25 protein-coding genes and 1 pseudogene are annotated in these 20,801 nt (G+C 61.1%); 13 read left to right on the plus strand and 13 right to left on the minus strand.

Annotation, left to right across the window (positions count from 1 at the left end):
• Positions 1-25: 25 nt before the first annotated feature.
• The 4 genes from preA to HJB83_RS20105 all read right to left on the minus strand — a co-directional run bounded on the left by preA (position 26) and on the right by HJB83_RS20105 (position 5,124).
• A complete protein-coding gene (gene preA, locus HJB83_RS20090) occupies positions 26-1,339 on the minus strand; it encodes an NAD-dependent dihydropyrimidine dehydrogenase subunit PreA (RefSeq protein WP_221132325.1) in 1,314 nt (437 codons plus the stop codon).
• 15 nt (positions 1,340-1,354) lie between these two features.
• The gene (locus tag HJB83_RS20095) at positions 1,355-2,716 is read right to left on the minus strand and encodes an NAD(P)-dependent oxidoreductase (protein WP_221132326.1); all 1,362 of its coding nucleotides are present in this window, start codon (positions 2,714-2,716) and stop codon (positions 1,355-1,357) included.
• A 425-nt stretch (positions 2,717-3,141) separates the two neighbouring features.
• Positions 3,142-4,137, minus strand: a complete 996-nt coding sequence (locus HJB83_RS20100) for a sensor histidine kinase (RefSeq protein ID WP_221132343.1) — start codon at positions 4,135-4,137, stop codon at positions 3,142-3,144.
• Between the two features lie 192 nt (positions 4,138-4,329).
• Positions 4,330-5,124 carry a response regulator gene (locus HJB83_RS20105; protein WP_003581798.1) on the minus strand — a complete coding sequence of 265 codons (795 nt, stop codon included), beginning with the start codon at positions 5,122-5,124 and terminating at the stop codon, positions 4,330-4,332.
• 254 nt (positions 5,125-5,378) lie between these two features.
• Between HJB83_RS20105 and HJB83_RS20110 the strand changes: the two genes are divergently transcribed.
• Positions 5,379-5,585: a NepR family anti-sigma factor gene (locus HJB83_RS20110; RefSeq protein ID WP_207584361.1), complete on the plus strand. Its 207-nt coding sequence runs from the start codon at positions 5,379-5,381 to the stop codon at positions 5,583-5,585.
• A 10-nt stretch (positions 5,586-5,595) separates the two neighbouring features.
• Complete coding sequence (locus tag HJB83_RS20115) at positions 5,596-6,153, plus strand: RNA polymerase sigma factor (RefSeq protein ID WP_007630757.1); 558 nt, start codon at positions 5,596-5,598, stop codon at positions 6,151-6,153.
• 215 nt (positions 6,154-6,368) lie between these two features.
• On the opposite strand, the gene HJB83_RS20120 is transcribed toward HJB83_RS20115, so the two are convergent.
• The 7 genes from HJB83_RS20120 to hemP all read right to left on the minus strand — a co-directional run bounded on the left by HJB83_RS20120 (position 6,369) and on the right by hemP (position 11,375).
• Positions 6,369-6,770 carry a hypothetical protein gene (locus HJB83_RS20120; RefSeq protein ID WP_221132327.1) on the minus strand — a complete coding sequence of 134 codons (402 nt, stop codon included), beginning with the start codon at positions 6,768-6,770 and terminating at the stop codon, positions 6,369-6,371.
• A gap of 9 nt (positions 6,771-6,779) precedes the next feature.
• Positions 6,780-7,124 (minus strand): YqjD family protein, encoded by a 345-nt coding sequence (locus HJB83_RS20125; protein WP_221132328.1) that lies wholly within the window; start codon positions 7,122-7,124, stop codon positions 6,780-6,782.
• Between the two features lie 147 nt (positions 7,125-7,271).
• Positions 7,272-8,066 carry a heme ABC transporter ATP-binding protein gene (locus HJB83_RS20130; protein WP_221132329.1) on the minus strand — a complete coding sequence of 265 codons (795 nt, stop codon included), beginning with the start codon at positions 8,064-8,066 and terminating at the stop codon, positions 7,272-7,274.
• A gap of 11 nt (positions 8,067-8,077) precedes the next feature.
• The gene (locus tag HJB83_RS20135; RefSeq protein WP_221132330.1) at positions 8,078-9,190 is read right to left on the minus strand and encodes an iron ABC transporter permease; all 1,113 of its coding nucleotides are present in this window, start codon (positions 9,188-9,190) and stop codon (positions 8,078-8,080) included.
• A gap of 3 nt (positions 9,191-9,193) precedes the next feature.
• A complete protein-coding gene (locus HJB83_RS20140) occupies positions 9,194-10,123 on the minus strand; it encodes a hemin ABC transporter substrate-binding protein (protein ID WP_221132331.1) in 930 nt (309 codons plus the stop codon).
• Between the two features lie 11 nt (positions 10,124-10,134).
• The gene (locus tag HJB83_RS20145) at positions 10,135-11,184 is read right to left on the minus strand and encodes a hemin-degrading factor (protein WP_221132332.1); all 1,050 of its coding nucleotides are present in this window, start codon (positions 11,182-11,184) and stop codon (positions 10,135-10,137) included.
• Positions 11,185-11,192: 8 nt separating this feature from the next.
• Positions 11,193-11,375: a hemin uptake protein HemP gene (gene hemP / locus HJB83_RS20150; protein WP_221132344.1), complete on the minus strand. Its 183-nt coding sequence runs from the start codon at positions 11,373-11,375 to the stop codon at positions 11,193-11,195.
• Positions 11,376-11,550: 175 nt separating this feature from the next.
• On the opposite strand from hemP, the gene HJB83_RS20155 reads away from it, so the two are divergent.
• The 5 genes from HJB83_RS20155 to HJB83_RS20175 all read left to right on the plus strand — a co-directional run bounded on the left by HJB83_RS20155 (position 11,551) and on the right by HJB83_RS20175 (position 14,455).
• Positions 11,551-11,973, plus strand: coding sequence for a hypothetical protein (locus HJB83_RS20155; RefSeq protein ID WP_221116569.1), 423 nt, complete (start codon positions 11,551-11,553; stop codon positions 11,971-11,973).
• A gap of 54 nt (positions 11,974-12,027) precedes the next feature.
• On the plus strand, positions 12,028-13,347 hold the full coding sequence (locus tag HJB83_RS20160; RefSeq protein WP_221132333.1) for an energy transducer TonB: 1,320 nt from the start codon (positions 12,028-12,030) through the stop codon (positions 13,345-13,347).
• A 107-nt stretch (positions 13,348-13,454) separates the two neighbouring features.
• On the plus strand, positions 13,455-13,862 hold the full coding sequence (locus HJB83_RS20165; protein WP_207581487.1) for a DUF2325 domain-containing protein: 408 nt from the start codon (positions 13,455-13,457) through the stop codon (positions 13,860-13,862).
• On the plus strand, positions 13,859-14,131 hold the full coding sequence (locus HJB83_RS20170; protein WP_221116571.1) for a hypothetical protein: 273 nt from the start codon (positions 13,859-13,861) through the stop codon (positions 14,129-14,131). The genes HJB83_RS20165 and HJB83_RS20170 overlap by 4 nt, the downstream gene beginning before the upstream one ends.
• 9 nt (positions 14,132-14,140) lie before the next feature.
• Positions 14,141-14,455: an antibiotic biosynthesis monooxygenase gene (locus tag HJB83_RS20175; protein ID WP_221116572.1), complete on the plus strand. Its 315-nt coding sequence runs from the start codon at positions 14,141-14,143 to the stop codon at positions 14,453-14,455.
• A gap of 109 nt (positions 14,456-14,564) precedes the next feature.
• Here HJB83_RS20175 and HJB83_RS20180 read toward each other — a convergent pair whose 3' ends face one another.
• Positions 14,565-14,936 (minus strand): DUF423 domain-containing protein, encoded by a 372-nt coding sequence (locus HJB83_RS20180; protein ID WP_221132345.1) that lies wholly within the window; start codon positions 14,934-14,936, stop codon positions 14,565-14,567.
• Positions 14,937-14,938: 2 nt separating this feature from the next.
• Positions 14,939-15,349: a group II truncated hemoglobin gene (locus tag HJB83_RS20185; protein WP_221132346.1), complete on the minus strand. Its 411-nt coding sequence runs from the start codon at positions 15,347-15,349 to the stop codon at positions 14,939-14,941.
• A 167-nt stretch (positions 15,350-15,516) separates the two neighbouring features.
• Here HJB83_RS20185 and HJB83_RS20190 point away from each other — a divergent pair, with 167 nt between their 5' ends.
• From HJB83_RS20190 to HJB83_RS20215, 6 genes and pseudogenes are all read left to right on the plus strand, one after another.
• Entirely contained in the window at positions 15,517-16,080 is a 564-nt protein-coding gene (locus HJB83_RS20190) for a TetR/AcrR family transcriptional regulator (protein ID WP_221117530.1), read from the plus strand.
• Between the two features lie 18 nt (positions 16,081-16,098).
• Entirely contained in the window at positions 16,099-16,440 is a 342-nt protein-coding gene (locus tag HJB83_RS20195) for a multidrug efflux SMR transporter (protein WP_207581483.1), read from the plus strand.
• Positions 16,441-16,635: 195 nt separating this feature from the next.
• Positions 16,636-17,421, plus strand: a complete 786-nt coding sequence (locus tag HJB83_RS20200) for a ThuA domain-containing protein (RefSeq protein ID WP_221117529.1) — start codon at positions 16,636-16,638, stop codon at positions 17,419-17,421.
• Between the two features lie 9 nt (positions 17,422-17,430).
• A complete protein-coding gene (locus HJB83_RS20205) occupies positions 17,431-18,474 on the plus strand; it encodes a Gfo/Idh/MocA family protein (protein WP_221132334.1) in 1,044 nt (347 codons plus the stop codon).
• Positions 18,475-18,515: 41 nt separating this feature from the next.
• Positions 18,516-18,953: an EamA family transporter gene (locus HJB83_RS20210; protein ID WP_207581480.1), complete on the plus strand. Its 438-nt coding sequence runs from the start codon at positions 18,516-18,518 to the stop codon at positions 18,951-18,953.
• 84 nt (positions 18,954-19,037) lie between these two features.
• Positions 19,038-20,566 (plus strand): annotated as a pseudogene (locus HJB83_RS20215) (tetratricopeptide repeat protein).
• Positions 20,567-20,801 lie beyond the last annotated feature (235 nt).

Genomic DNA, 20,801 nt, shown 5'->3' on the forward strand with positions numbered 1-20,801 from the left:
ATTGTTTCCGCGGCGTCGCAGATCGTTACTCCGCCGCCTGACGCGCCATCGGGTTGTTTGGGTGCGTCGTCCAGTTGGCGTAGTTTGGGTCGACGATGCGGCCGGTGCGCTTGTCGAGGGTGCCGGCGGGAAGCTGTTCCAGGGTGATGCAGTTCTCCACCGGGCAGACGCTGACGCAGAGATTGCAGCCGACGCATTCCTCGTCCATCACCTCGAAATGGCGAACGCCGTCGATGAAGTTGGTGATCGCCTGATGCGAAGTGTCCTCACAGGCGATGTAGCAGCGGCCGCATTTGATGCAGGCATCCTGATCGATCCTCGCCTTGGCGATATAGTTGAGGTTCAGATATTGCCAGTCGGTGACGTTGGGCACGGCGCGGCCGGTGATGTCGTCGAGGCTGCGATGGCCCTTTTCGTCCATCCAGTCGGAGAGGCCCGTGATCATCTCCTGCACGATCTTGAAGCCATAGGTCATCGCTGCCGTGCAGACCTGAACGTTGCCGGCGCCGAGGACGAGGAATTCGGCGGCGTCCCGCCAGGTGGTGATGCCGCCGATGCCTGAGATCGGCAGGCCGTAGGTTTCGGGATCACGGGCAATCTCGGCCACCATGTTGAGCGCGATCGGCTTGACGGCCGGGCCGCAATAACCGCCGTGGCTGCCCTTGCCGCCGACGGTCGGGTTCGGGGCGAAGTTGTCGAGATCGACGGAGACGATCGAATTGATCGTGTTGATCAGCGAGACGGCATCGGTGCCGCCGGCCTTGGCAGCGCGGGCAGGACGGCGGACATCGGTGATGTTCGGCGTCAGCTTGGTGATGACCGGCATGCGGGTGTACTGCTTGCACCAGCGTACGACCATTTCGATGTATTCCGGCACCTGGCCGACGGCGGAGCCCATGCCGCGCTCCGACATGCCGTGCGGACAGCCGAAATTGAGCTCGATACCGTCGGCGCCGGTTTCCTCGACCAAGGGCAGGATCGACTTCCAGGCCTCTTCCTCGCAGGGCACCATGATCGAAGCAATCAGCGCCCGATCGGGCCAATTCATCTTGACCTGCTTCATTTCCCTGAGGTTGGTATAGAGGTCGCGGTCGGTGATGAGTTCGATATTGTTCAGACCAAGCAGGCGGCGGTCGGCGCCCCAGATCGCGCCGTAGCGCGGGCCGTTGACGTTGACGACGGGCGGGCCTTCCTCGCCCAGCGTCTTCCAGACCACACCGCCCCAGCCTGCCTTGAAGGCGCGCTCGACGTTATAGGCCTTGTCGGTTGGCGGCGCGGACGCCAGCCAGAACGGGTTCGGAGACTTGATGCCGACGAAATTATTGCGGAGATCAGCCATTGTTCATTCTCCCCTTCAAGCAACCGCGACAGCCGGAGCGGCTGCAGCAGACAGGGTGCGATGGATGGATTCAGCTGCGTCGCGACCATGGGCGACGGCGGAAACCGTAAGATCGTCGCCGCCGAAGACGCAGTCGCCGCCGGCCCAGACGCCATCGAGCGAGGTGTGGCCTTCGACATCGACGGCGATGCGGCCGGATTCCATGCGCAGCGAACCGAGGCCCGAGGCGTCAAAGTTCTGGCCGATCGCCTTGAAAATCTGGTCGGCGGCGATCACGCCGGTCTCGCCGGTGCCGATGAGGCGGCCGTCAAGAACCCTCGTATATTCCACCTCGATGGCGGCAACCTTGCCGTCCTGTGACAGGATCGATTTCGGCGCCAGCCAGTGACGGATGATGACGCCCTTGGAGCTTGCCAGATCCTGCTCGAATTCCGACGCGTTCATGTGCTCCTTGCCGCGGCGGTAACAGATCGTCACCTCCTCGGCGCCGAGCAACTTTGCCTGAACGGCAGCGTCGATCGCCGTCATGCCGCCGCCGAGGACGACGACCCGGCGGCCGATAGCTATTTCGTTCTTTTCTTCGGCTTGGCGGAGTGCCGCGATGAAATCGACAGCGTCGTCGACGCCTGCAAAGTTCTCGCCGTCGATGCGCAGGGCGTTGACGCCGGCAAGGCCGATACCGAGAAAGACGGCGTCATACTGCGCCTGCAGATCGGAGAGCGAAAAATCGCGGCCGAGAAGAGCGCCTTGGCGAACTTCGATGCCGCCGATCGAGATGATGTAGTCGACTTCCTGCTGGGCGAAATCATCGACCGTCTTATAGGTGGCGATGCCGTATTCGTTGAGGCCGCCGGATTTTTCCCTGGCGTCATAGATGACGACGGAGTGGCCCTTCACGGCCAGACGATGGGCGGCGGCAAGGCCGGCTGGGCCTGCGCCGACGACGGCGATCGTCTTTCCTGATGCTTCGGCCCTGGCGTAGAACTGCCTGCCGGCCTGTATGGCGGCATCGGTCGCATAACGCTGCAGCCGGCCGATCTCGACGGGGCGTTCTTCTGCCGTGTTGCGCACACAGGCCTGTTCGCAAAGCTCTTCGGTGGGACAGACGCGAGCGCACATGCCGCCGAGGATGTTCTGATCGAAGATCGTCTTGGCCGAGCCGATCGGATTGCCGGTCGAAATCTGCCGGATGAACAGCGGAATATCGATCGAGGTGGGACAGGCCGTCATGCACGGCGCGTCGTAACAGAAATAACAGCGGTCGGCGGCGACCAGCGCCTCATGATTGTCGAGGCGCGGATGAAGATCGGAAAAATTAGCCTCATACTCGGCGGGCGAAAGCCGGCCGGCATGAATCCCCGTTTCCAGTCGTTCCATTGAAGTTCCCTCATTATTGGTAAACGGCCTGTGAGGGAAAGCGTAACTCAGGTTTAAAAATTTATCAAACGGTAAAATTTTGAGAGCGTTCTGTTGTTTATCCCTAGATAACTATCTGTTTCCTTTCACTGATTTTCACTGGTCGATATCGGTGAAATGGTGGGACGTGTGTCAGCGTCAGGACTTCCAAAAAAAGATTCGAAAAAGTCGGATTTTTTTGTTGGTGGAGGGAACCAATGTTGGATGTCGTCGTTATTGCGATATCTGGATGGTGACCGCATCGACCCAACATGCGCGCCCCCAACCCACCATCCGGACGTACTCACGGTCCCCTCCCGGTGAGTGAAGACAGCTGGTGCGCCGCCCTCGCACCGGCTGTTTTTCCGTTTGCGACGGTTTGTTTTCTGGTTTGCTTTCCCGGGCTTTCACAGGCGCTTAAAGATTTCGAATTCGCTTTCCGGAATGATCAGGCGATATTCGATGCGGCCGGGCACGAGGCTCAGCTCCGCCTTGCCGTTGACCGACGAGGGCACGACACGCTCCAGCACGGTGCGGCCGAAGCTGTTGTCGCTGAATTCGTGGATTTCCAACTGGTTCTGCAGCACCTCTACCCAGGTTATTTCGATCGCCTTCCTGTCGCCGATCATGGCGTCGCGGCAATTCAACGTGATCGAAGCGGCGCCACCGGAAATCGCGCCGTAGGAGGCGGAGTTGACGATGAGTTCATGGAGGGCGAGCCCGAGATGCACGGCGGCATTCGGCGTCAGATGGGCGTTGATGCCGTAGATCGGCATGGAGCCGGCCGTTTCCGGCCAGTAGGGGGCGAATTGCTTTTCGGCAAGTTCGAAGAGATAGGCGCCGCGCCAGCTCGAGTCTGTAATCAGATCCTGCGAATTGGAAAGCGATTGCAGCCGTCCGCGGAACTTGAGGAGGAAGCTGTCGAGAGAGAGCGTGTTGCGCGCCGTCTGGGTGGCGATGCCCTGGATGATGGCGAGAAGGTTCTTCGAGCGGTGCGAGAGTTCGCGCAGCAGCGATTTCAGCACTTTTTCACGATGTCGGCTTTCGGTCACTTCAGCCATTACCGACAGAAGTCCATGTGTGCCACGTTCGCCGGTGCGCTGGATCTTCAGCTCATAACTGCGCATTTCGCCGTCGACGTCAATCTCGACCTCGGCATTGTTGGGGATACCGGTTTCCAGCACTTTGTGTTTTAGTGCCGTCAGATACCGGCCGTGCGCGTCGCCAAAGAGGGCAGCATCGCCGCCGCCCGGCATGAAGAGCGCCGCGAAATGCGGCGGCAGATTTTCGGCGTAGAAGATTGAAAGCCGGGCGTCCTGACAGAGGATTGAAATCCCGGCGCTGCCGAGCGCGCGTTCCATCATTGCGGCTTTGCCTTCGAAGGTAAAAGGCATGCCGGACAATGGTTCAGTCGTATTCACTCGGCCGCCTTTCCTTGTGACATCTTGAACGTCGCTGAAGGACGCGCCCTTAGAGACGCCGCCGGTCAACTCTAGATCAAAGCGCTGCAAAAACCGTTAAAGCCACCGGAGCGTCCCGGTAACACCGGAACGCCTGTTTTGGCGATTTGGTTCCGAAGGCCGGAAAATTGCGTCTCAGGCAGCCACTCTGGTCGATTCGTTGAAGAAAAGAGCTTGGCTGATCAATGCCTTGACCATGTCTGGATTGAAGGGCTTGGTGACGAGGAATGTCGGTTCGGGCCGCTCGCCGGTCAAAAGCCTTTCCGGGAAAGCGGTGATGAAGATCACCGGCACGCTAGACGTCTTGAGGATGTCGTTGACAGCGTCGATGCCGGAGCTGCCGTCGGCCAGCTGGATGTCGGCCAAAACCATGCTCGGCTTGGTTTTGTTGTAGAGCGCAACGGCCTCGGCGTGCGTGCGGGCAATGCCGGTGACGCGATGGCCGAGGCTTTCGACCATTTGCTCGATATCCATGGCGATCAGCGGTTCGTCCTCGATGATCATGATGTCGGTTGCGACCTGACGGGAAATCTCCTGCGAGGCCATGTCGAGCAGACGCATGACATCCTGTTCGTCGAGTTCCAGGATTTCGCCGATCTCGGCGACGCGGAAATTCTCTACGGAGGCGAGCAGGAAGGCTTGACGGGCGCCTGGCGAAACCTTGGAAAGGTTGAGCGTGGCGCGCTGTTCCCAGGCATAGGGCGAGGTGGGTTCTGGAATCTGGACTGCGGTGGAACCAAACAATTGCGTAAACAGTTTGTAGAGTGCCACCCGGTCATTCGCCGTATCCGGGAAAATCGTGAGATCGGCGATGATGGCTTCGAGAACGGCGGCGACATACGCGTCGCCGGAAGTCTGAGTGCCGGTAAGGGCGCGGGAATAGCGGCGCAGATAAGGAAGGTGCGGCGCAATTCGAGTGGAAAGTGTCATTAAGGGCTCCCGTATGCAGGCCGGTCATTGGCTTCAATGAGCGGTAAACGTCACTTTGATAAAAAAGTTCCGGAATGGCAGGAACTTTTTTTGTCGCGCCGCATTATTCCAGCCGACGAGGAAAGGGCGTAGCGTTTTGACCCATGCAACAAAAGATGTCAGCGACATCGACAATCGGAGGGTCGGTGTCGATGGTTGAAATCGTGATCGATCCCATGCACGCCCCAACAGACAACCGGCGAGAAGACGAATTGATGATTACACGCAAGAAAGAAGCAGCCGACCAGCGCAAGCTGGAGCTGCGGGCAAGCGATATACTGGACCCGAACAATCAGATCGGCGTCAGGCTGCGGTCGCTGTATGCCTCTGCGCAGGGGGAGGCGATCCCCGATCGTTTTCTCGATCTTCTCGAAAAGCTCGACCATGCCGAAATGATGGCTTCTGCCAAGATGGCCGAATAGGATCGTGCGCATGGAAGATAAAGCGCAACCCAGCTTCAAGCGGGAACTGCTGGCGGCCCTCCCAAGTCTCCGCGCCTTCGCAATATCGCTCATCGGGCGGCATGATCGTGCCGACGATCTCGTCCAGGACACCATCATGAAGGCCTGGGCCAAGCAGGATCATTTTGAGATGGGCACGAATATGAAGGCCTGGCTGTTCACGATCCTGCGCAATGAACTCTACAGCCAGATGCGCAAAAGCGGCCGCGAGGTCCAGGACAGCGACGGGCTGTTCACGGAATCGATGGCGATGCACCCCTCGCAATACGGCGCGCTCGATCTTCAGGACTTCAAGAAAGCGCTCGACCAGTTGCCGCCGGACCAGCGCGAGGCGATCATCCTTGTCGGCGCCTCGGGTTTTTCCTACGAGGAGGCGGCCGAAATCTGCGGCTGCGCCGTCGGCACCATCAAGAGCCGCGTCAACCGCGCCCGTCAGCGGCTGCAGGAATTGCTGCAGATATCCGGCGAGGCCGATTTCGGCCCCGACGCCACCTCGGCGCCGCTGACGTCGAAGGCGTTTGCGTTCTGAAAATTATGATCGCGAGGAAGCCGGCGGCCTCTTGGGGCGCCGGCTTTTTTGCGTTGTTGGGAGCGTGAGCAACCGCGCGGCGGAGACGGGGTTGCGGGTTGTTCCGCGGGATCCTCCTCTCCAACCTCATTACTGTGACGAGCACAGGAATGAAGGAAGTTGGCTTGGTGCTTCTGAATCCAAAGGCGATCGGGTGCTGCCGGTCCCCTCCCTCCTCAATCCTCGCGCTTCGAACCCACCAGATTGGCCGCGACGATGGCTGCCAGCACGCCGGCGGTCAGCAGCGGCTGGGCGCGGATGAGGCCGAGGCCAACCGTTGCGAAGGATTCCAGCGCCTCGCGGCGCTCGCGGGCGCGACGCTTCTCCCGGGCATTCATGACTGCCATGACCACCAAGGCGATGATAGCGATCAGCAACGCGCCCGCGGCCAGGAAGAGAACGGCGGCGAATGCGCCGTAGATGCCGGCGAGCCAGATGGCGCCGGCGGTGACTGCCAGCGCGTAGGCGGTGAGGAGAAAGAGCGCGGCAAGCGCGATGAAGATGCTATTGCGTTTGGCGCGCGCAACGGTCCGTTGCACGCTTGCGCCCGTCAGCAGGCTGAGGATCGAGAACAGCATCGCGCGTCCTCAGCGGCGGGCGAGGAAGGCGATAACCAGGCCGAAAGCGGCTGCGGCGCCGATCGTTGCCAGCGGATGTTTGCGGACGGTCTCGCGCATTTCGGTCGCGCTACGCTCGTAGCCGTGCTGCAATTCGCGTAGCAGATCCTCGCTGCGGCCGAGCAGGTCCTCATAACCGGCGCCGGCTTGACTGCGGATTTTTTCGCCCTGGTGGCGCGAACTCTTGCCGACGAGGCGTGTCAGTTCCGCGAGTTCGTCGCGCAGCGCCTCGACCTGCTCCTCGATGCCGGATTCCAGATTGTGGAAAGTACCATTGCGGCGGCTGCGGCCGGATTGGAAGATAGAATAGCTCATGGCTGTCTCCATTGGCTGGGGCGCGCGCAAGCCCGCCTATTTCGCACTGGGGTCGCCACCGTTCGTTGCATGAATGATATTGCCCGGCATTGACCCAGATCACTGCCGAAAACGTGCCGGGCGATCAAAAGTTCCGCGTGTGCTGGTCTAAGGACGGGATACGGCGCTGTGGGCAAGCACGAAGGGCGTGCCGTCGGCCGGCACCTGGTTGATCCGCAGCGCGCAGCCGAACACCGACAGCATTGTTTCGTCCGTCAACACGTCACTGACGCTGCCGGCGGCGGCGAGGCGGCCGGATTTCATCAGCACGATGCGGTCGGCAAAGAGCGCCGTCAGGTTGAGATCATGCATGACGGCGATGACGCCGCCGCCGCGTTCGCAGAAATTGCGGGCAAGCGTCATGATCGCCAGCTGGTGGCTGATGTCGAGGCTTGAGACCGGCTCGTCGAGCAGCAGCCAGCAGGGTTTGCCGTCGACGACAGGCTCGGCGATCTGGCAGAGCACGCGGGCAAGCTGCACGCGCTGCTGCTCGCCGCCGGAGAGTTCCTGATAGAAACGGCCTTCGAAGCCGGTCAAGTCGACGGAGGAAAGTGCGGCGGCGGCCGTCTGGTCGGCCTTGTCGGGATTGAGGTTGATGCCTGATGTGAGGCCCATGCGGACGATCTCTCGCACGGTGAAGGGAAAGGAGATCGTGCTTGCCTGCGGGAGCACGCCACGAACGGCGGCAAGCTGCCAGGGTGACAGTCCCTTGACCTCGTTGCCGCCGATGCGCACCGAGCCGCCATAGGCAAGTTCACCGGAGATTGCCTTCATCGTCGTCGTCTTGCCGGAGCCGTTCGGCCCGGCAATCGCCGTCAGCTCGCCGGCCTTTGCCGTGAAGGCGACGTCGCTGATGATGGCCTTGCCGGAAAGGTGCACCGAGACGCCGGAAACTTCGATCATCTAAACATTACTCACAGGGCAAGGTGCGAACGCTGCTTGAGCAGGATCCACAGGAAGAAGGGTCCGCCGACCGCCGCTGTGATTATGCCGATCGGCAGTTCGGCCGGCGCGACAAGGGTGCGCGCCAGCACGTCGGCGAAGATCAGCAGAGAGCCGCCGAGAAGAGCTGCGGCCGGCAGCAGGAAACGATGGTCCGGGCCGATCGCCATGCGCAGGATATGCGGCACGACGATCCCGACGAAACCGATGCCGCCGCTGACGGCGACGGACGCGCCGGTCGCCGCGGCGACGCCGACGATCGCGGTATTCTTCAGCCGCTGCACCGGCACCCCCACATGAAAGGCGGCGGCCTCGCCGAGCGTCATGGCATTGAGGCCGCGGGCCATGAAGGGCAGACTGGTGAAGGACAACAGGATGATCGGGCCGGCGGCGGCGATCTTCTTCCAAGTGGCGCCGGCAAGCGAGCCCATGCTCCAGAATGTCAGGTCGCGCAGCTGCTGGTCGTTGGCCATGTAGATCAGCAGTCCTGTCATCGCCAGCGCGAGCGCGCCGAGAGCGATGCCGGCAAGCAGCATCGTCGCCACTGAGGTCTGACCGTGGCGGGTGGCGATCCTGTAGAGCAGCAGCGTCGTGACGAGACCGCCGCCAAAGGCGGCCGCTGGCAGAGCGTAGATGCCGAGAAGCGCCTGGAGCGGAGCGGCAAGGCCACCGCCGAGCACGATGATGGTGACCGCACCGAGACTTGCACCGGAGGAGACGCCGACGAGGCCGGGATCGGCCAGCGGATTGCGGAACAGGCCCTGCATCACCGTGCCGGAAACGGCCAGCGAGGCGCCGATCAGGAAGCCGAGGATTGCCCTCGGCAGGCGGATATCGAAGATGATGATCCGGTCACGCGTGCTGAGCGCCGTCTCAGAACCGGCGATGTTGCCGATAACGTCGAGGATCGAGGCGTCCGAGGCGCCTGTCGTCACCGAAAACAGCATCGAGAAGACCGAGCCGATGACGAGCAGCGCGATGACCAGCAAAGCGAGCCGCGTTCTGTCGCCCGCCCGCCGGTTTGCGCTGATCTCCGCCATCGGGAATGGTCGCCTTCGTTCCATCATGGCTTGCGGCAGGACCAATGATCAGCCCCCGTAGATCGCCATGTTGAGCTCACGCGCGGCGGCGGCGGTGCGCGGGCCGAAGCCGAGCAGGTAGATGCCGTCCATGCGGATGATCGCCTTCTTCTCGCCAGCCGGCGTCAGCGCGATCGCCGGCTGGGCCAGCAGGTCCTCGTTCTTGGTGCCGGCGCCATCGCCGCGGTTCATCATCAGGATGATGTCGGGCTTGGCCTCGATGATCGCCTCGTCCGTCAGCGGCTTGTAGCCCGGGAATGCGCCGACGGCGTTGATGGCACCGGCGAGCTTGACGATGCCATCGGCCGCCGTGCCGGTGCCCGATGCCATGATCCGGCCGTTCTGGGCGCTGAGGATGAAGAGAACGCGCTTGCGCTCCGCCTCCGGACGCTTTTCGGCATCGGCGATCGCCGCGTCGAGATCGGTCGCAACCTTTTCTTCAAGCGCCTTCGCCTTGTCAGGCACGCCAAGCAGCAAGCCCACCCGGTCGATCTTGGCGATGATGCCATCGCGGGTAAAGGGGCTCGGCACGGTTTCGAAGGGCACGCTGGCACTCTTCAGCACAGCCAGCGCCTCCTTCGGGCCGGAACCCTCGACGGCGATGATCGCCGTCGGGTTCATGGCGAGGATACCTTCCGGCGAGAGCGCCCGCATGTAACCGACATTGGGCAGCTTCAGCGCCGCCTCGGGGTAGATGCTTGTCGTGTCGCGGGCGATCAGCCGGTTTTCCTCGCCGAGCGCATAGACGATCTCGGTGATATCACCGCCGACCGAAACCAGGCGCGAGGTGTCGAGCTTGTTTTCTTCGGCATGGGCGGCGCGGACGAAGGCGAAGCCTTTGACCGCAGGTGCCGACGGGATCAGCGGCAGTGCCATGACGGTCGCCGTCAGGGCGAGTTGCCAGGGGCGAATCCGGCGCAGATTGTTACGCATCGTCATCACAGCGATCCTTATGCGGCAACACTTGCTGCCCGCGGCAGATTTTGCATGATCGCGCGCCATTCGGCGCGTTCGTCGGAGCCTTCCTGCCGCTTGCCGAAGAACTGGATGATCATCTCGCCATCGGCATTGTAAGCCTCCAGCGAGGTGACATGCCCATCCTTGGTCGGCTTGCGCACGGCCCAGGTCTCGGCGATGTGATCCTGGCGCAGATGCAGATGGAAGGTAGGGTCCATGATATTGATCCACGGACCCATGGCCTGGACGTTGAAGATCGGGCCGGAATGGATCTGGACGATGCCGTTATTGGCGACGAAGCACATGATCGGCAGGCCGGATTTCACCGAGGCATGCATCATCTCCGAAGTCGCGGTGTTGTCCAGCTTCCAGGCATAATCGTCGCCGACGCTGCGGATGGCCGCCTGGCGGCCGATCTTCAGGCGTTTCAGCATGCCGAAGAACTCATGGGTATCGGTGAGCTTGTTCCAACTGTCGCGCAATTCGTCTCGGCTGACGTAGGCGGTTTCATCGACGGTATTCGAGGTCTCGGCCTCGACGAAGTCCTGAGACTGGTCTTCGAGTTTCAACTCGGCGACCATCGCGTGATAAGCCTCGACATTCGAATTCGGACGCAGGTGCAGCTTGTGCACGGCGCAGCCCGCCTTATCGAAATATTGCAGGCTGAGGCGCACCTGGTCGCCATCCTTCTTGGATACGGCGAAACCGTATTCCCAGCAGCTCGGGAAGATGCGCAGGTCGATATTCTCGCCGAGAACGATTGCGGCCTGCACGCCGCTTTTGATGTTTTCGAAGATGCCGATTTTTTCGTGCACGGCACTTTCGTTGCGCGACAGCGCCATCACTTCGCCGAGGCCGGCCACGCGTTCGAGGAGCATCAGCGCGCTGCCATCGATGCGGGTCACGCTGATGCCAGTTTCGGCGGCGACGAGAGCTGCCTCGGAAATCTTCAGCTGGGCAGCGATCTCGCGCTCGCGCATCTTCGGATTTTGGGCGCGAAACGCACGGATTTCGGCTGGCGCCGGTCTTGTCTGCTCGGTCATATCTTACCCTATTTATTGAGAATGAGCTTGCCCTGCCGGGTGATCTTCAGGCGATAGGTCAAACCGTCGTGTCTGATCATGATTTCGTTCGTGCCGCGGAAAAGATCCGCGCTTTCGACGATCCGGTGCGGCGCCGCAGGCGCGCTCGGCAGCGGCACGTGCTTAAAGTTATTTGGCTTTTCAACCATCATTTCGGTTGGCAATTCCGTGGGGCCGGGATTGGGGTCCCCGGTTGTGATGACAATTAACTTGACTTTCTTACTCATAGTTTTTTAAAGACGCAATAGGAGACTATTGCAGTCAAGTTTTTGAGATTGCTGATTTGAGGCTGCCTGGCGGCGGTTCGGGACAGAAGCGGAGAAGATAATGACGGTTAGGTTTGCGGCTGTTGCGGCCGGCGTGGTGATGGCGGTCTCAAGCATATGCCAGGCGCAGGATGCGGCAACCGCCAAGCTCGATGTCGAACTCAACGCTCTGGCGCCGTCGCAAAAGGGCTGCATGATGACCTTCGTTGCCGAGAACAATCTTCAGGCGCCGATCAACAAGATCTCTTTCGAGCTTGCCTTCTTCAACGACAAGAATGCCGTCGACCGCATCACCGTGCTCGATTTCCGCGATCTGCCGCAGGGCAAGAAACGCGTGCGCCAGTTCGACATGCCGAATGTCAAATGCGAAAGCGTGACCCGGATCCTCATCAACGACACGCCGGTCTGCGACGGGCCGGCGGCGGGCGAATGCATGAAGGGTCTCGTCACCCGCTCGCAGATTTCCATTCCCTTCGAGGGCTAAATACGCCGGGGGCTGACCCCGGCGGACATGTTTCAGGCTGTCCGAGGCATAACAATGGCGATTTCAGCGAATTCCAGATCGAGACAGGTGCTCATCGGGGAGCCGGACGCTGACGGCAGTCTCAACGACAATTACATGCATCCCGGCCATGAGCTTTCCGACCTGCGCAATGCGCAGCGGCAACCGGCCGGCGAGGCGGTGGTCCATTATGCGCGTTTGGCGCAGATATCCTCTTTTCCCGATCATCCGGAAGCCGCATCAACTGCGCGTGCCGCAGCGCCGGCGATGGATGCGGCGGTGGAAAAGCAGGAAGGCGAGAAGAAACCGGTGCGGCGGCGGCTGGCGCTGACTTGTGTTGGCTCGTTGATTTTTCATGCGACGTTGGCTGCCATGTTGATCATTGCCTTCCCGAAGGCGCCGGAGGAGGCGATCGAGGAAGCGGGCGAAGCTGTCAGCGTTGTGATGTACGGCAATTCGGACGTCGATCAGACCGCTGCAGGCGAGACCGATGTGACCGTACAGGAAGAAATCATTCCGGAGGCCGTTGAACCGGATACAATCCAGCCGACCGAAGCGGCTAACCTTCAGCCGGAAACCGTTCAGCCGACCGATGTCTCGCCTGTGGAGGCTCAGGATCCGATCCAGCAAGCCCCGGTTCCAGAAGTGACGCGCGTCTCTCCGGAAACAGCGGCGGCGGTCGCACCGGAGGTTCTCGTTTCCGAGGTTCCAGCTGAAACCGCCGTCCTACAACCGCTGTCGACGGTCGTTCCGGAAGAGCAGAAGCCGGCCGATGACATCCCCACGGACGTTCAGCCATCCAACACGCCCCCTGTGGCCGCAGTTGAGCCTGAAGAGGTCAAGCCCGTCGAGACAGCAGAGGTGCAGTCGGAGCCGGACGAGCCGCAGGAGATCGTAACCCCAGAGCCGAAGCCGAAAGAGGTCACGCAGGAAAAGCCGAAACCGGTCGAGAAAAAGCGTCCACTGAAAAGGACCGCTGGTTCGCAGGGTGAGACGCAGCAAGATTCTACTCGTGGTGTTGCTGAAGGTGATCGGTCGGGTCAGTCGGATCGTAACTCGCGCACCGCCGGCAACAATAATGGGGTCGGAACTGCAGTCTTTGCCAATTACGACGGCAAGGTCCGTAGTCGCATTCGCCGCGCGATCAGAACACCTCGTGGTGTCGAGGGAACCGTGGTCGTCTCGTTTTCCGTGAATGGCAGCGGCGGCTTGACATCCGTTCGCGTGGTAAGCGGGTCTGGCATTCTCGAGATCGATAAGCGCGCCGTCGATGCTATCCGGCGCGCGGCTCCATTCGGTCCAACGCCCGGTGGAAATGGAAGGAGCTTTACCTCCGTGCCGATCGCGGTCGAATAATATGAGAAAACTTATCAACTTTATACTTTACTCTAAAAATCAAGTTTAATAAGGTCCACCCGCACACGCAGGAATCGTGTGACGATCAACGAGCGAACGGGTGGTATATGGCTCGCAAGGGCAAGAAGGGTTCGAACAGGGAGGCCCGCGCCAGCGCGGCCGAGGACGCCAGCCAGCTATCCGCCGGACGATCCAAACTGGATGGCCGCAGTTTTCTCTATGTCGGCGGGCGTGACTGCCAGGTGGCGCATCTTCGCCAGATCGCCAGCAATTTCGGCGCCGAGCTCCTTCATCATGACGGCGGCCTGCGCGAAGCTGTTTCCCGCATCGATACCGTGCTGCCTTCGGTCGACTGCGTGTTCTGCCCGATCGACTGTATCAGCCACGATGCCTGCCTGCGCGTGAAGACCGGCTGCAAGAAATTCGGCAAGGCCTTCATCCCGCTTCGCAACGGCAGCAAGTCCAGCCTGGAACGTGCGCTGCATACGATGAACGAACGAGACAATTCCCGATGAACGACCAGCGTCCCGACGGCTTCACCATGATCGGCCTGCATAAGCTTGCCGCGCAGACAGGCGAGGGCCTCGTGCCCGAGCTCTACGCACTTTTCCGGCAGCATACCGATCGTCAGCAGATCTACCGGAATGTGATGCTGTTCCCGACTTGGGAAGCGCGCATGCCCGGAGAAGCGACGACGAGACCGCTTGGCCCGGCGGCAGCAAACGGCAATAATGTTCTCGCTTTTCCCTGCTATGCAGCAAGGGCCGGCAAGAGGAAGGCCTAAGGAGATCGCATGTATATCGCAATGAACCGCTTCAAGGTCGCAACCGGGAACGAAGTTGATTTCGAGACGGTCTGGCGCAATCGCGATTCCAGCCTGGCCGAAGTGCCCGGTTTCGTCGAATTCCGCCTGCTGCGCGGGAAGGCCAACGAAGAGGAGGGCTACACGCTCTATTCCTCGCACACGGTCTGGAACAGCGAAGCGGATTTTCAGAACTGGACCAAGTCCGAGAATTTTCGAGCGGCGCACCGCAATGCCGGCGACCGCAAGGCCATGTACAAGGGGCCGCCTGTTTTCGAAGGCTTCAACGTGGTCGACGGCGTCTAACTGCGTACTCACCCTCATTCCTGTGACAAGGACAGATGAGGGACGAGAGGTGAGACCTCCCATCAACCCTTTCGATAGGCCGATGAATCGAAGCCAGTTTGCAAAGCCCTCAAGGTCGTACCCGGAAAACGGCGCCGGCGGCAACGGCCAGCCAGCCAAGCATCATCGCCCAGCCGCCGGTCGGGGCGGCATAGGGGAAGAGGCTAGAGCCGGTGAAACGCAGAGTGACGAGATCGCCTGCAAAGAGCAGGGTTCCGATAATCATCAGAAAACCGGCCAGCCAGGCGGTTTTGAGCCTGGCGGTGCCGAGAGCCAATGCCAGCAGGGTAGGGGCGTGCGCGAGGCACATGGCAGATGCGGATGCCGCGAGATTGGCCTCACCGCCGCCATGGGCGGCAAGGGCGGCGAGCGCCACGCCGGCTACGCCGAACAGACCGGCAAAAAGATAGAGCACCGGCTCCAGGCGCGCATTCAAGCTCATGGTCATTCCTTTTCCTGTATGTCAGGGGCCTTGTTCTGCATGTGATAGGCGAGCCGTTCCACCGGCGCCCAGATGAGATCGCGCAGCGCTTGGCTTGATATCGTCTGGTCGAGGGCACGGCGGAAGCAGAGCAGCCACTCGTCGCGCTCGACGGGGCCGATCTTGGCGACGAAATGGCGGCTGCGCAGACGCGGATGGCCGCGCTTGTCGGTATAGAGCGGCGGGCCGCCGAGATAACCGCTCATATATTCGTAGAATTTCTCTTCGCTGCCGGCAAGGCTCGGCGGATGCACGGCGCGCACGTTGCTTGCCTCCGGCAGCCTGTCCATCAGTTCGTAGAAACGCTGCGTCAGCGCCCGCACGACAGGATCGCCGCCGATCGCCTCATATAGAGTGGTGACCTTCTCCGTCACGAAACCATCCCCGATGCCCATCCATTGCCCCGGTCCTTCATGCACCGGGCGGAAAACGATCGCAACTGTCATCAAAGCGACGCGGCAATTCGCGCATATTGCCAGGCGGGCAGGAGTTTCAGCCAATTCATCTTGACAAAACCGTCCAGACGGTATCTTTTGCTCGCATGTCGAACGCTCATCATCGCAAAAAGCAGCCTATCCTCGTGCGCCAGCAGTTGCTGGATGTTGCGGCGCGCCTTGCTGCCAGCGCAGGCATGGCCGCGGTCACGCTCGATGCGGTGTCCGCCGCCTCCAGCGTCAGCAAGGGTGGGCTGCTGCATCACTTCCCGACGAAAAATGCGCTTCTTGATGCACTGTTCGAGAGCCTGCTCGAAAAGTTCGACGCGGATATAGAAGAGCTGATGCGCGGCGATCCGCTGCCGCAGGGACGCTTCACCCGCGCCTATCTCAGAGCGGTATCCGGTATCAAGGATCGTCCAGACGATTCCAGGGGTTGGACGCAGGTGACGATCGCGCTTCTTGCCGAACCCCGGTTGCGCCTTCGATGGCGCCAATGGGTGCAGGCGCGGGCCGAGGAATATATCGGCACCGACTCCTCCCTCGACGCCCAGGTCGTGCGTTTTGCCGCCGACGGGTTGTGGTTCTCAGATACGTTGGAAAGCCATGATATCGACGGCGTTCTGAGGCGGGATCTCATTAATCGCCTTGTCGAACTGACCGGGAAGTAATCCGAAAAGGAATTCGCCATGAGCCAGGCCGCCGTCTACGGGCTGTTGTTTGCCGCCATCGTGCTCGAGGTCATCGGCACGACTGCGCTGCAGCTGTCGCAGCAGTTCACCCGCATCGGGCCGACGGCGCTTGTCGTCGCCTGTTATGCGGCCGCCTTCTATTGCCTGTCGCTGACGCTGAAAAGCATCCCTGTCGGCATTGCTTATGCAATTTGGAGCGCTTTGGGAATCGTGCTGATTTCCTCGGTCGGTCTGGTCTTCTTCAAGCAGCGGCTCGACCTGCCGGCAATCCTCGGGCTCGGGCTGATCATATCGGGCGTCGTCGTCGTCAACCTGTTCTCGAAATCCGTTTCGCATTGATATTGCTGCGATATTGCCGAGTGGAGTTTCCGCCTTCTGCCGGTAAATTTTCCCCTTTGTCAAATTCCTGACAAAGGTCTATGTGTTGCTTAGACGTGGAGGAGACGAGGCGCAGCCAGCGCTGCTGTTTTCCAAAGCGCTTTGAATCCTGTCTTTCCCGCCTACCGATACTTCCAGTTTCTACAGGAGCACATCATGGCCATTCGCACCGTCGTCTGGGGAGAGAATATCCACGAGACTACCAACGAAATCGTTCGTGGGATCTATCCCGAAGGCATGCACACGACGATCGCCAACGCGCTGAATACGGATCCCGGTATCTCGGCAACTACGGCAACGCTGCAGGAGCCGGAACACGGCCTCAACGAGGCCCGCCTTGCCGAAACCGATGTGTTGACCTGGTGGGGCCATAAGGATCACGGCGCGGTCTCCGACGTCGTCGTCGAGCGGGTGGCCAGGCGTGTCTGGGAGGGTATGGGCCTCATCGTGCTGCATTCCGGCCATTTCTCCAAGATCTTCAAGCGGCTGATGGGCACGCCCTGCGCGCTGAAGTGGCGCGAAGCGGGCGAGCGCGAGCGTCTATGGACGATCAACCAGCGCCATCCGATCGCAGCGGGCATCGGCGAGCATTTCGAGCTCGAGAACGAAGAAATGTACGGCGAGCAGTTTTCGGTTCCGGAGCCGCTCGAAACGGTGTTCATTTCCTGGTTCCAGGGTGGCGAAGTGTTCCGCTCGGGCCTGACCTGGCGGCGCGGCGCCGGCAACATCTTCTATTTCCGCCCCGGCCACGAGACCTATCCGACCTATCACGACGTCAATATCCAGAAGGTGCTGATCAACGGCGTCAAGTGGGCCTATAACCCTGAGGGATCGTTGACTGGTATTACCGACGCACCAAATGTGCCGGTAGAAAAGGCACTGGAGCCGATCGTCGAACGCGGCCCGAGACTGCACCAGGCCGGCGAAGCCGGTTACCGCTGAGGAGCATCCATGCGACTACTCGTTCTTGGCACGGGGGTGATGGCGAAAAACCAGCTCGCCCGCTTCCCCCTCATCGACGGCGTGACGGTGGTCGGTGCCGTCGACACCGATCCCGAGCGGCTTTCGGCCTTCGCCGACAAGTTCAACATCGAAAAGCGGTTTCTTTCACTGGAGGAGGCGATCGCCTGGGGTGAATTCGATGCGGCGACGAACGTCACGCCCGACCGGATCCATCACCCGACGACGATGGCGTTGATCTCCGCGGGCAAGCATGTGTTCTGCGAAAAGCCGCTGGCGGAGAACTATGCGAAGGCGCTGGAGATGACGGAGGCGGCGGAAAAGGCCGGCGTCATCAACATGGTGAACCTGACCTACCGCAATGTCGCGCCGTTGCAGCGCGCCCGCGAGATGGTGCTCGCCGGCGAGCTCGGCACGATCAGGCACGTGGAAGCCTCCTATCTCCAGAGCTGGCTCGTCTCGCGTGCCTGGGGCGACTGGCGCACGGAATCGACCTGGCTGTGGCGGCTTTCCACTGGCCACGGCTCGAACGGCGTGCTCGGCGACGTCGGCATCCATATCCTTGATTTTGCCGCCTATGGCGCGGCGACCGACATCGACCACGTCTTTGCGCGGCTGAAGACCTTCAACAAGGCGCCGGGCGGCCAGATCGGCGAATATCTGCTCGATGCCAATGACAGCTTCACCATGTCTGTCGATTTCGCCAACGGCGCGCTCGGCGTCGTCCATGCCAGCCGCTGGGCGACGGGGCATCTGAACGAGTTGAAGTTGCGCATTTATGGCGAGAGGGGCAGCCTTGAGGTTATCCACCGTCCCGGCGGTTCCGAGCTGCATGGCTGCCTCGGCGAAGGGGTCGAAACGGCCACCTGGACGCAGATCGAAGTTGAACCGGTGGCGACCAACTACGAGCGTTTTGCCGAGGCCGTGGCAACTGGTGTCCAGCCGGACCCGAACTTCCGCCACGCCGCCAACCTGCAGAAAGTGCTCGACCTTGCGATGGTGACCGAGCGCGAACGGCGCGAGTTGAAGGTGTGATCGTCCTTGAGATCGAGGTGTAACGGGACAAGGAACGCCGCATGAAAAGCCTCCTCACAAGCTGGCCGCTTTGGGCGCTTTTTTCCGCCGGCTTCGCAGCGCTCACGGCGATTTTCGCCAAAGTCGGCGTCGAGAACGTCAATTCCGACTTCGCGACCTTCATTCGCACCATCGTCATCCTGCTGGCGGCGGGGATGATGGTCTATGTCACCGGCAACTGGCAGGAACCGTCTTCGGTGTCGAGCAGGAGCTGGCTCTTCCTGGGGCTCTCGGGTCTTGCCACCGGCGCATCCTGGATTTGCTATTTCCGCGCTCTGAAGCTCGGTGATGCCGCCCGCGTCGCGCCGATCGACAAGCTATCCGTCGTCTTCGTGGCCGTCTTTGCCGTGCTGTTCCTGGGCGAACGCCTGACGCTGCCAAACTGGCTTGGCGTCGTGATGATTGCTGGAGGAGCCGTGCTCGTCGCTTACCGGGCATGAAGCCGCGGATCGAGCCTTACGATCATAAATTCGTCGCGCGTCGAGCCGCTTTCAGTTTGCGATATTTTCGCGTTATGCTTCCTCATGGGCAATTCAACGCTCTCCTTTGGTCCGTTCCTTTGCGATCCCGTGACAGGAAGCCTGTGGCGGGAAGGCAAGTCCGTGGCGATAGGACCACGACCGACAGCGCTGCTCGGCATGCTGCTGGAGGTCGAGGGTCGCGTCGTCACCAAAGCGGATCTGATGGAGCGGGCTTGGCCGGGGCCTGCCGTGGAGGAAGGCAACCTCACCGTTCAGATTGCCACGCTCAGGAAGCTTCTCGGCCCGAAGCCTGACGGCACGGAGTGGATCGTCACCGTTCCGAGGGTCGGTTATCGCCTGCCGCGCCAGGACGATGCCGGGGTGGCGTCGGTGGCGCCGCAGCCGCCTTCTCTCGCGGTTCTTCCCTTCGCCAATCTCGGTGGTGATGCCGACCAGGATTATTTTGCCGATGGCGTGGTGACGGAGATCATCACGGCCCTTGCCCGCTTCCGCTCCTTTTCGGTCGTCTCGCGATATTCCGCCTTCGTCTACAAGGGGCGCAGCATCGATGTGCGAGAGGTGGCCAGGGAATTGGGGTCCGCTACGTGCTCGAAGGCAGCATCCGGCGGGAAGGCGGGCAGGTGCGTATCAACGTGCAATTGGTCGATGGCGTGACGGCGACCAATCTTGGGCCGATCAATTCGAGGACGGCATCAGCGGCATCTTCGCCTTCCAGGACCATATTACCGAACACGTCGCTTCGATTGTCGAACCGGCAATCGAAATTGCCGAAATCCGGAGATCGCGCCGCGACCGGCCGAACAGTCCGGCGGTTTATGATCTCTATCTGCGCGCGCTTGCGGCGATAACCGACGAGTCGATCGAAAACAACGCCGTCGCCTATGCGCTGCTGCGCGAGGCCCTTGCCATGGAGCCGGAAAATGCGTTGATCCTGTCACTTGCCGCCTGGGCGCTCGAACATCGTACGACCATGGGCTGGCCGCCGTTCGGAGGGGACGACAAGGCGGATGCCTCAGGCTTGCACGCCGCGGCCTTCAGCATTCCGCCGGCGATCCCCGGGTGATGGTCCATTGCGGCATGGCGCTGCTGCAGACGGGCAAGGATTATGACGGCGGCATGGCCGTGCTGGAGGCCGCCGCCGCTGCCAATCCCAACGATCTTCGCGTTGCCGCCTGTTCCGGCATTGCGGCCCTGCACTGCGGCGATATCGATGGGCGCTCGAGCGTCTGCACCGCGCCGTGAGGCTGGGGCCGCGCGATCCGGATGCGCGTTTTTCGCTGACAGGCATCGCGATGGCCAAGATCTTCCGCGGCAATTACGAGGCAGCGCTTTCGTTTGCGTCACGATCGCTGGCGCTCAATGCCCATTTCGACCCGACCTACTGGATGCTGATCGCCGCACACGCGCATCTCGGCAATATTGAGCAGGCGCGGCAGTTGCTGCGCACGCTGGAGGCGATTGCACCTGATGTGACACTGGAAGGCATTCTGGCGGGTCAGCCGGCCAAGAATCCCCAGCGTTTTGCGCCGGTTCTGGAAGGGCTGGCGCGCGCCGGGATGCGGCCGCGCTGAGAGGCATTTGGAAGTTTTAGCAGCTTTTATCCGGAGCATTAAGGACCCGGCCCCGTCGCTTCAGCCATGCTGATCCCATCAATCGATGGAGGATCGGCCCATGCTTTCCAGCATGCATATTCTATCCCTTAAACAGGGCAGGCTTTACGGCGACCGGATCCGGATAGAGGCGCTGCCGCAAGGGTTCGCCCCGCCGCGACGGCTCGTTGCCCTGTTCGCGCTGATCGGCAGATGG

It is taken from the genome of Rhizobium sp. NZLR11, from assembly GCF_019685115.1.
GTDB lineage: Bacteria > Pseudomonadota > Alphaproteobacteria > Rhizobiales > Rhizobiaceae > Rhizobium.